At 68.7% G+C, this 9,946-nt stretch carries 6 protein-coding genes and 5 pseudogenes; 4 read left to right on the top strand and 7 right to left on the bottom strand.

Going from position 1 to position 9,946, the window contains the following annotated elements:
• The 3 genes and pseudogenes from BPODLACK_RS18140 to BPODLACK_RS18130 all read left to right on the top strand — a co-directional run.
• Positions 1-322 (top strand): annotated as a pseudogene (locus tag BPODLACK_RS18140) (glucose-6-phosphate isomerase); the annotation flags it as partial.
• 109 nt (positions 323-431) lie between these two features.
• Entirely contained in the window at positions 432-959 is a 528-nt protein-coding gene (locus BPODLACK_RS18135; protein WP_040004700.1) for a hypothetical protein, read from the top strand.
• A 20-nt stretch (positions 960-979) separates the two neighbouring features.
• Positions 980-1,513, top strand: coding sequence for a hypothetical protein (locus BPODLACK_RS18130; RefSeq protein ID WP_040004699.1), 534 nt, complete (start codon positions 980-982; stop codon positions 1,511-1,513).
• Between the two features lie 10 nt (positions 1,514-1,523).
• On the opposite strand, the pseudogene BPODLACK_RS18125 reads toward BPODLACK_RS18130, so the two are convergent.
• The 5 genes and pseudogenes from BPODLACK_RS18125 to BPODLACK_RS23930 all read right to left on the bottom strand — a co-directional run bounded on the left by BPODLACK_RS18125 (position 1,524) and on the right by BPODLACK_RS23930 (position 6,743).
• Positions 1,524-2,272, bottom strand: a pseudogene (locus BPODLACK_RS18125) (SDR family oxidoreductase).
• Between the two features lie 29 nt (positions 2,273-2,301).
• Positions 2,302-3,334, bottom strand: a pseudogene (locus BPODLACK_RS18120) (pyridoxal phosphate-dependent aminotransferase).
• A complete protein-coding gene (locus BPODLACK_RS18115) occupies positions 3,331-4,356 on the bottom strand; it encodes a 3-oxoacyl-ACP synthase III family protein (protein WP_006436123.1) in 1,026 nt (341 codons plus the stop codon). The pseudogene BPODLACK_RS18120 and the gene BPODLACK_RS18115 overlap by 4 nt, the downstream one beginning before the upstream one ends.
• Positions 4,353-5,017 (bottom strand): annotated as a pseudogene (locus BPODLACK_RS18110) (SRPBCC family protein). Before BPODLACK_RS18110 ends, BPODLACK_RS18115 begins: the two are co-directional and overlap by 4 nt.
• Positions 5,014-6,743, bottom strand: a pseudogene (locus BPODLACK_RS23930) (thiamine pyrophosphate-binding protein). The pseudogenes BPODLACK_RS18110 and BPODLACK_RS23930 overlap by 4 nt, the downstream one beginning before the upstream one ends.
• 292 nt (positions 6,744-7,035) lie before the next feature.
• On the opposite strand from BPODLACK_RS23930, the gene BPODLACK_RS18100 reads away from it, so the two are divergent.
• Positions 7,036-8,379, top strand: coding sequence for a sensor histidine kinase (locus BPODLACK_RS18100; RefSeq protein WP_236577714.1), 1,344 nt, complete (start codon positions 7,036-7,038; stop codon positions 8,377-8,379).
• Here the strand turns inward: BPODLACK_RS18100 and BPODLACK_RS18095 are convergent.
• Positions 8,364-9,032 carry a response regulator transcription factor gene (locus BPODLACK_RS18095; protein ID WP_006436117.1) on the bottom strand — a complete coding sequence of 223 codons (669 nt, stop codon included), beginning with the start codon at positions 9,030-9,032 and terminating at the stop codon, positions 8,364-8,366. The two genes, BPODLACK_RS18100 and BPODLACK_RS18095, sit on opposite strands and share 16 nt — an antisense overlap.
• A 3-nt stretch (positions 9,033-9,035) precedes the next feature.
• Entirely contained in the window at positions 9,036-9,926 is an 891-nt protein-coding gene (locus BPODLACK_RS18090; protein WP_006436116.1) for a DNA-formamidopyrimidine glycosylase family protein, read from the bottom strand.
• Between the last annotated feature and the right edge of the window lie 20 nt (positions 9,927-9,946).

The raw sequence follows: 9,946 nt of genomic DNA, 5'->3' as shown, positions 1-9,946 counted from the left end.
GATCGCCGCGGAGGGCGTACCCGCACATGTGCTGGCGCACAAGGTGATGCCGGGCAACCGCCCCAGCACGTCGATCCTCGCTCCCCGACTGACCCCGTCGGTGATCGGCCAGCTGATCGCGCTGTACGAACACCAGGTGTTCGTCGAAGGTGTCATCTGGGGGATCAACCCCTTCGACCAGTGGGGCGTCGAACTCGGCAAGACCCAGGCGAAGGCACTCCTGGGCACCATCACCCAGGCCGATGCGCCCGCGAGCGACGACGATTCGTCGACGAACGAGCTGGTCGCGTGGTACCGCAGCCATCGGGGTCGAGCGGTCTGAGGTCGGAGCTCCCGCGAGCGCGTTCCCTTCCCGCAGTGCCGGTTCCTTCGCGCTGATCGGATCCGATCAGCGGATGGGAAACGGGATCGCGGGAAGCTAGCGTGGCGGGATGCTGCCACACCGGATTCGACGCCCCGCAGCCGGATTCGCGGTCGTCACACTGGCTCTCGTGGGCGTCACCGGTTGCACCCCCGACGATCCCGTCGATCGCGCGCCGGGCACGTCGATGTCCGCTCCCGCGGCGGTGAAGGTCGTGACGGCCGGTCCCAGCCGGAACATCGAGCCGGTGGCCCGTCGTTTTCCGCTGCTCACCGACGGCATCGTCGACTGCTGGGCAGCGGGAACCCTCGGGTCCGCCCCCGGGTCCTCCGAGCGGGTACCCGGTCCCACCGCCTACTGGTTCGACGCCGTCGTCGACGTCGGGCCCGAGCGCGCAACCGCCTGGGCCGATGAGTATCACGCGGAACCGGTGGCCGCGCCCGACCGGGTGGCCGCCGAACTGCGCGGCTTCGTCCCGGTCGGCGAGTTCGTCGGCGGGCAGCACCTGGACGACGCGTTCTCGTCGGGTGACTGGCGGGCGACGGTGTACCTGTCGCCGTCGACGGGCCGCGTGGTCGTGCTCGGCATCGACGACTGACCTGCGTAAGGTGACGGTCTGTGGCGAACAAGCAGGGACAGAGCGTGGCGTCGGGCGCATTTCAGATGTTGGGGAGCCGTCGTCGTGACCAGGTCAGCGAGTTGCTGGGAGACATCTTCGGCCGGACCGACATCGAGGCGCTGGCCTCGGACTGGCGTGGGGTCGTCTACTTCACGCTCGCCGAGGACGAATCCATCGACGCCGAGACGGTGCTCGGATTCGACGCGTCCAGCGGATCTTCGGGTGAGTTGGCAACCATCGACGACGTGCTCGCAGCCGTCCGCACGGGCGAGGTCGCCGAAGCCGTCGACGTCGCGAGCTTCGATGCCTGGCGGACCGCCACCGGCACACGCTCGCTCGACATGGGCGCCTGCGTACCGCCGGCCCTCTACGAGTTCCTCGGTGGCGATCCCGCCGAAAGATCCGTCGAATCCGAGGATCTCGTGACCTTCGTGGCCACCGCCGCCGCGATCATGGGCCGGCTCGAGAAGCTCGGCGTCGAACCCGGTGACGAGATCCCCGACGAGGTGTTCGACGAGGACTACTGGAAGTAGCCGCTCCGCCTCAGACCATCCGTCGACTGATCGACGCCGGCAGGTACTTGAGCGCCGCGGCGATCGGCGTCCACGGCCACGCGGGTACCGGGCCCAGTTCTTCTCGGCCTCGATCGCCGCGACCATGGCGTCGACGCCCTTGTCGGTGTCGACCATCAGCGAGGTCTTCACGCCACGGTTGATGTCGGTCTCGATGTAGCCGGGCGCCACGACCGACACCCTGATCGGTGAGCCCGCGAACTCGGCCTGCAGTCCCTGCCCCAGCGCGGTCAGACCGGCCTTCGACGCCGAGTACGCCGCCTGCGCCTTGGGCATGCCCCGGACCCCGGAGATCGAGCTGACCAGGACGAGGTGGCCGGCGTTCTGCTCGCGGAAGATCTCCAGCGCGGCCTCGGCCTGCGCGAGCGCGCCGACGAGATTGGTCTGTACGGTCTCGAGGTTGGCCGCCGCCTTACCCGTGCCGATCGGCGCCCCCTTGCCGAGCCCGGCGTTCACGATGACGCGATCGAGGCCGCCGAGTTCGCCGGCCAGCGCGCGGAAGGCGACCGGCACCGCGTCGAGGTCGGTGACGTCGAGTCGGGCGATCGCGACCTGTGCCGCCGAGGGTCGCAGTTCGGCGGCCAGCGCCTCGAGTTTGTCGAGGCGTCGCGCGGCGAGTGCCAGCGAACGCCCCTGGGCGGCGAATCTGCGGGCCATGCCCTCGCCGAGTCCCGAACTCGCACCCGTGATGAGGATCTTCTGCCGTGTCGTCGCGGTCATGGACCCGAACCTACCGGCACCACCGCCGGCTACGCGGACCTGGAGGTGAGTCGCAGGGCGCGGATGACCTGATCGGCTGGAACGGTCGCCCACGGTGATACGGGTTCCCGCCGTGCCGCACGCCTTCACCGCAACCCCGAGCCCGCACAGCATCCGGCCGACCGACACGCCCTCCGCACCGGGGAGGAAGACGAAGTTGGCGTGGCTGGGCAGCACCCGGAAGCCCATGTGCGCGAGCATGTCCACCATCCGGTCCCGCTCCCCCCTCATCGACCGGACTCGTTGCGCCAGCTCGAGTTCCGCGTCGAGCGCGACCGGGACGGCCGCCATCGCGGCCCGGCCGACGGCGAAGGGCACCTCGTGTGCGCGCAGGTCGGTGATCAGTTCGGTGGGGCCGATTCCGTACCCGACGCGGAGTGCGGCCAGACCGTACGCCTTGGAGAAGGTCCGCAGCACCACTACGCGGGGGTTCCGGATCAGCCGATGCAGGTCCGGCGTGGTCTCGCCGAACTCCACATACGCCTCGTCGACGATGGTGATCACGTGCGGCGGCACCGCTCCGAGGAACCGGTTGAGGTCGCCCGCGTCCACCACCGAGCCCGTCGGGTTGTGCGGCGAGCAGATCACGACCACCACCGTCTCCGGGGTGATCGCCGCGAGCAGGCGATCGAGGTCGACTGCGCCGTCGTCGGCGAGGTCGACTGCGTCGAAGCGCATCCCGACCATCCGCGCGAGGATCGGATAGCCGTCGAAGGTGGGCGTCGAGGTGAGCAGCGCCGGCGTGGCGACGCCGGCCTCTGCCGCCTGGCGGGCCGCGCACTGCAAGGCTGCCAGGGCGACTCCGGCCGCCCCCGCGCCCACGGTGACCCGCTCGGGTACGACACCGAGGTGGCAGGCGATCTGTCCGCGCGTGCGATCGGGCAGGAAGTCGGGGTACCGATGGGTGTCGACGATCTCGTTCTGCAGCGCCGCCGCGACCGAGGTCAGCGGCGGGTAGGCCGATTCGTTGAGGTCCAGTCGGATGCGTGGCCAGGACGCGCCGCCGGCGAGCGGCGGACTCATGGCCGTCCTCCCCATCTCAGCGCGGCGGCCGCGGAGAAGTCGCCGGCGTGCGCGAACGCAGCCATCATCACGATGTCGCCCTCGCCGATGCGACCGTCGGAGATGGCGGCGTCAAGCGTGACCGGGATGGCCACGGCGAACAGGTTGCCGCATTCGTCGAACGTGTCCGGGTGATGGCTGTCCGACAGTTCGAGCGCCTCACGCCAATTGCGCAGGATGATTCGGCTGGGTTGATTGGTGACGAACCAGTCGAGATCCGACGGCGAGATGCCGATCTCGTCGGCCACCTCGATGGCGACTTCGGGCACCATCCGGTTGCCCCGGGCGAGCACCTTCGCGATCTTGGAGTCGGTGAACCCGATGTGCACCTGGCCCGGTCCGGCCTCCCAGTACTTGCGGGGCGGGTCGGAGACCCCGGTCATGTCGCCGGAGTACTGCCCGAACGAGTGACAACGCAGGCCGAGGACCGGGCTCGCATCCACGTCGTCGACGGTCAGCACGGCCACCGCCGCACCGTCTCCCGGGATGGCGGCCTGCGCCTTGCCGCGGACCTGTTCCTGGGCGAACACCTGACCTGCACTGTTCTGCGCCAACCCGAGCAACGCCTTGCGGCCTCCGCCGGCCCGCAGCAACGCCGCGGCGACATCGATCATGTGGATGAACGCCGCACAACCGCCGTTGTGTACATCGAGGACAGTCGAAGGTCTCATGCCGAGACGGTGGGCCACCTCCCCTCCGCAACCGCGCACGGGCACCTCGGGCAGCTGACTGTGGGTGAGGACCACGTCGACGTCGTCGAGGAAATCGTCGCCGTGCCGCTCGAACAGCTCACGCGTGGCCGAGATCATCATGTCTGCCGACGTCTCCCCCTCGGCAGCATGATGACGGAATGCCGGTGCGCGGAACATCACGTTGTCCGCCAGGGTGTCGTCCTCGGCGAACTGCGCGTAATACGCTGCGGGAACGACCTTCTCGGGAAGGTAGGTGGCGAGGTCGATGAGGCTGACGGGGTTCGATGTCATGATCGCATCCATTCTGGGGTGAGCGGGAGGCCGTTGCGGTGCCGGTATTCGGCGATGGCGGTGAGGTTGTCGAGTTCGATCTGATGGCCGGGGGCGAAGGTGTCCCAGAAGTCCCCCACCCACACCGGCCGTTCGGGCGGAGCGGTCTCCGGGAAGGGGTTCTCGTCGTAGAACGGGTGATGGCAATTCACCCACAGGACAACGGAACCGGGCTTGTCGAAGACCACCTGGGCGTCGACGACCGCATCAGGTAGATCATCCAGAGGTGACGGCCCTGGTCCCACGCGCAGTGATAGTCGACGGTCATCGACTCGGGCGAGGCGACCGTGCGGACGTAGATTGCGGTGTCGGCTCCCAACCGGTCCTGCGCGACCCACAATCCCGGCTCCTCGGTCTCGGTGAATCCGCGGAGGCTGTAGCTCCATTCTCCAGCGACCGGGGTGTGTGCGAGCCAGTCGAACACCTCGCGGGGCGGGGCGTCGACGTAGCCCTGCACCGGGCAGAACTCACCGTAGATCTGGTCGTGGGGATACACCGACCGCAGCTTGTCGAGCACGAGCGGGGTCGCGACCGGCCGCGGATGGGTTTCGATGCGGACGAGACCGGCGAGGGTCGCGGCATCCTCGCCGAGGTCGGAGAGGGCGGGTTGTAGCACTGTCATGACTGTCCTTTCGGGATGAGCGGGGCGAACGGGGGTATCTCGTCGGGATCGACGTCGACGACGAGACAGTTCGGACCGGATTGCGACAGCAGCTCGGTGGCTGCCGCGCGTACAGATGCGGCGTCGGATGCGCGGGCGACGACCAGCCCGTCGAACATGGCGGCCAATCCGCCGGCCAGGTCACTGGGTTGAAACCTGTTGACACTGGGCGTGTTCGGGAAGAAGAGTCATTCCCGGCTGATTCACATCGCGTGTGCGTTGTTGTTGAGCAGGACGAGGGTGACCGGCGCGGAGTGTTCGACGGCGGTGTGGATCTCCATGCCGTGCATGAAGAATGCGCCGTCTCCCGCGATCACCACGGTTCGTTTCGGCTTCTCGCAGGCGGCCGAGTCGATGGCGTTGCCGATCCCGGCCGCGATCGCGTATCCCATGCCGCCCATGCCCAGCGCCACCACGAATCTGCCGTGGCCGCACGGGAGGTGGTGGATCGCGGCGGCGCCGGCATTGCCGGCGTCGGCGAACACGGGGGTGTCCGGCGGCAACGCACGCCCGATCTCCTCGACCGCGGTGCGCATGTCCAGGCCCGCTCGGCCGGGCGGCACGATCAGGTGGGTCACGGAGACCGCTTCGCGCGGGCGATCGTGGCCGAGTCGTCGCCGGACCCCACCGGCCAGTCGCGAGATCGCGGCGGCGAGGTCGGTACACGGCACATGGTCGACGTCGCCGGGCATCCGCGGCGGTTCGGCGCCGAGGTGGATCAACCGGAGTCGTCCGAGTGCCTCGTCGAGTCCGGCGCGATCGGTCATCGTCATGCGACACCCGAGCACGAGGCACGCGTCCGCATCGGCGATGGCCCGATGCGCCGACGGATGTCCCATCACACCGGTGACGCCCGCGAAACCGTCGGCGTCCCTGAGGAGGTCACGGCCGCCGGGAGCCGCGACGACCACCGCACCGAGCGCGTCGGCGAGAGCTTCGACCGGTCGACCGGCCTTCGCGCGGGAGGCCTCGTCACCCACCCAGATGAGCAGCCGGGCATCGGATTCCGCGAGAGCGCACAGTTCGTCGGCGACGGCGAACAGCGTCGGCCCCGGTACGCCGATTCCGTGCTGCACCCACTCCCCGGGATGCAGTTGCCGCAGTTCGGGGCCCGGCGCGGACTGGACGTCCTTGGGCAGCAGGACAGCGGCCGGCAGACCTCGGTGAAGGGTGGCGAAGGCCGTGGCGAGCGCAGCGGGCACCTCGTCGGCGTGCCCGACGACCGAACACGAACCCGTGACGGCCGACAGGACTCCGGCGATGTCGACGGTGTCCGGCGGCGCGAGCATGTCCTGGAAGGCCCGCGGCCGACCAGCGTCGACGGCGCGGTACCGATCAGTGCGAGCACCGGGACCCGGCTGTCGTACGCCTCGGCGAGCGCTGGGACGACGTTCATCGCGCCACCACCCGAGGTGGTCATGACGACGCCGGGCCGGCCGCTCATCCGAGCGGTGCCGTCGGCCATCGCACCGGCGGCGAACTCGTGTTTGGCGACGACCGCCGTCATCCCCGGCGCACGCGTCGCCGCGTCGTAGAGGTCTTCGATGTTGGCTCCGTGCACACCGAACCCGAGGGTCATTGACGCCGAGATCAGTTGTTCCACAATGTATTCGGCAACCGTCTGAGTCGCGACGCGCACGTTGCCGGTGACGGTTGCCCGGTGCCTGAGGTCTGCGGTCAAGGTCATGGGAACAACTCTGCGTCGCCGAACCTGAAGAACCGCTGAAGCAGTACACCGTTCGAACACTGTCGGAGCGGACGCATGACGACCTAGGCTGAGTGATCAGCAGGTGTCGTCTCGGTAGGCACCGGCGAGGAGTCGCGATGTCCGGTTTTCCACGCATGCCTCCGGTCGCCCCGCGCTCCCCCGGCCCCCCGCTCTTCTACGCCGGAGTCAGGGAGTCCGCATCCGGTCCACGATCGTCGGTACCCTCCTCGTCACCATCGCTCTGCTCATCGGCGCCGCGGTGATGCTGTTCATGCTGAATCGCGCGGACAGCCGGACGATGTACGACGAGACGAGCTACCGGGCTTACGAGATCGCCGCAGAGATCCGAGAGGGCGGGATCTCGGCGATCTCCCCCGAGTCGCTCGGGATGGGTTCCGGGGCCGACATCGTGCAGGTGATCGACGGGACCGGCGACGTGGTGGCGTCCTCACCGGGCGCGTCGGCCGACGCGGTGACGACGGAGCGTCCGGCACTGTGGACGTCGTCGCAGGTGAAGGGCCGGCTGATCCCCGGCAGCGACGTGGAGTTCTGCGCGACCGTCACCGCCACCTCGCACGACGGAGCCTCGTACACCGTGATCGTCGCGGTGTCGGCGGACGCGTACCGGCAGAGTCTGATCAACACGGCGCTGGTGCTCGCGGTCGGACTCCCGATCCTGGTTCTCCTGTCCGCGGTCGCCATCTGGTTCTTCGTGGGTCGTGCGCTGCGCCCGGTCGGGCGGATCACCGAGCAGGTCACCGCCATCACCGCGTCGGATCTGTCGCGTCGCGTGCCGGTCCCGTCCACCGACGACGAGGTGACGCGTCTGGCCACGACCATGAACTCGATGCTCGAACGTCTCGAACAAAGCCGTGCGGCGCAGCTGCGATTCGTCGGGGATGCTTCACACGAGATGCGTAGTCCGTTGACCACAGTGGTCGGCCTCCTCGACCTCGCCGACGACACCGACTCCCCGATCGACGTGCAGACACTCCGCACCTTGCTTCTTCCCGAAGCCCGCCGGCTCCAGAACATGGTCGACGATCTGCTGTTGCTCGCACGCTCCGACGAACACGGTGTGCCGCTGCACATCCGGGACGTCGACCTCGACGACATCGTCGCCGCCGAGGCGTGGCGCCTCCGGTCACTGGGGCTCGCCGCAGTCGCGACCACGATCATCCCGATCAGGACGTCGGGCGATCCGGAGAAACTGTCGCGCGCGCTCCGCAACCTCGCCGAGAACGCGGTGCGTTACGCGGCGTCGACGGTCCGGTTCGACATGTACTTCGACCCGGCCGGCGGGATCGCGTCGATCGCGGTGACCGACGACGGCCCGGGCATCCCGCGGGATCGTCGCGACATCATCTTCGACCGCTTCACCCGACTCGATGTCGATCGCCGCAACCGCAGCGGCTCCGGTCTCGGGCTGTCCATCGTCCGCGAGATCGTCCGTGCGCACGGCGGTTCGGTGTACGTGCAGGACCCGCCGGCCGGGTTCGCGCACGGCGTCACCTTCGTCATCTCTCTCCCGACGGCTCGTCGTCTCCCGGAGGGTATGGGCGACGGCGAGGTCAGCACGGCACTCGCGATGCCGCCTCGTCAACCGATGCGGTAACCCACCCCGCGGACGGTCTCGATGCTGTGCACGCCGAACGGCTGATCGATCCTCTTGCGCAGGTACCCGATGTACACCTCGATGATGTTGGGGTCACCCTCGTAGTTCTCGTCCCAGACCGAGTGCAGGATGGCGGTTTTCGAGACGACGGTTCCGGCGTGGCGGATGAGGCATTCGAGCACCGCGTACTCGCGTGGTGTCAGGGTGATCGGGGTGTCGCCGCGACGCACGAGGTGTTCGGCCGGGTCGAGGAAGAGGTCTCCGACGCGCAGGGTCGCGGGACGCTCCGGGGCACCACGACGCAGAAGCGCCCGCAGCCGCGCCTTGAGCACGACGACCGAGAACGGCTTCACCAGATAGTCGTCCGCGCCGCAGTCGAGCGCCTCCGCCTGGTCGTACTCACCGTCCTTCGCGCTCAGCATCAGGACCGGGGTCCAGATCCCGCGCTCACGAAGGCTCTGGAGCACGCGGTACCCGTTCATCCCCGGCATCATGATGTCGAGCATGATCACGTCGTAGCTTCCCTCGGTGGCCCGCCACAGCCCTTCCGGACCGTCGAAGGCCAGGGTGACCGCCCACCCGTCACTGACGAGTATCCGGCGGACGGTCTCGGCTGCTCTGATGTCATCGTCGACGACGAGCGCGTGCACCATCGCTCATTTCAGCAGCCGCGACATCCGGCGGTCGGCGAGCACCTTGCCACCGGTCTGGCAGGTCGGGCAGTACTGGAAGGAGCGGTCGGCGAAGGACACCTCACGGACCGTGTCGCCGCAGACCGGGCACGGCAGTCCGGTGCGCGCGTGGACGCGGAGGCCGGTGCGCTTCTCCGACTTCAGCCGGGCGACGGTCTGCCCCTCGAGGCGAGTCGTGGCGTCGGTCAACACGGCGCGCATCGCGTCGTAGAGTGCGCTCACCTGGTCGGGTTTGAGAGTTTTCGACGACGCGAACGGCGACAGTCGCGCGGTGTGCAGGATCTCGTCGGAGTAGGCGTTCCCGATCCCGGCGATGGTGTGCTGGTCGGTGAGCACGTTCTTGACGCGCCCGGTGGTGCCGGCGAGGATCTCGGCGAACTGCTCCCCGGTCAGTTCCAGTGCGTCGGGGCCGAGTCCGGCGACGCGGTCGATCTCGGTGAGGTCGCGGACGAGCCATACCGCCAGACGCTTCTGGGTTCCGGCCTCGGTGACGTCGAATCCCTCACCGGGGAGACCGCAGTGCACCCGCAGCGCGATCGGCGACTTCCCGCCCGGGCGCAGCGGCTTGGGTGAGAGGTCCTCACTCCATCGCACCCAGCCGGCGCGCGACAGGTGGATGACCAGCGCCAGCGTCGGCTCCTGCGCCGTCGCCTCCGAACCCGGGATGGTCCGGATGACCAGGTACTTGCCCACGCGACCGACCGAATCGACGATCCGGTCGGTGAGCGCGGTGTACGGCGGATCGGCCGTCTTGAGCACGGACAAGGACGCGACATCGACTCGCCGGATCGGGAGTCCGGCTGCACGTCCGTCGACATAGTCGGCGATGGCGGCCACCTCAGGGAGCTCGGGCATGCCACCAGTGTGCTCTAGTA

This window comes from Gordonia sp. YY1, assembly GCF_009872315.1.
Taxonomy (GTDB): domain Bacteria; phylum Actinomycetota; class Actinomycetes; order Mycobacteriales; family Mycobacteriaceae; genus Gordonia; species Gordonia amicalis.
The sequence above is the reverse complement of the archived record's forward strand: the minus strand, read 5'-3'. Positions and strand labels throughout refer to the sequence as shown.

Bases quoted from the DNA above. Each gene is read 5' to 3' on its own strand.
- BPODLACK_RS18115 (WP_006436123.1), bottom strand. From the start codon at position 4,356: ATGACATCGAACCCCGTCAGCCTCATCGACCTCGCCACCTACCTTCCC.
- BPODLACK_RS18100 (WP_236577714.1), top strand. From the start codon at position 7,036: ATGCTGAATCGCGCGGACAGCCGGACGATGTACGACGAGACGAGCTAC.
- BPODLACK_RS18095 (WP_006436117.1), bottom strand. From the start codon at position 9,032: ATGGTGCACGCGCTCGTCGTCGACGATGACATCAGAGCAGCCGAGACC.
- BPODLACK_RS18135 (WP_040004700.1), top strand. From the start codon at position 432: ATGCTGCCACACCGGATTCGACGCCCCGCAGCCGGATTCGCGGTCGTC.
- BPODLACK_RS18090 (WP_006436116.1), bottom strand. From the start codon at position 9,926: ATGCCCGAGCTCCCTGAGGTGGCCGCCATCGCCGACTATGTCGACGGA.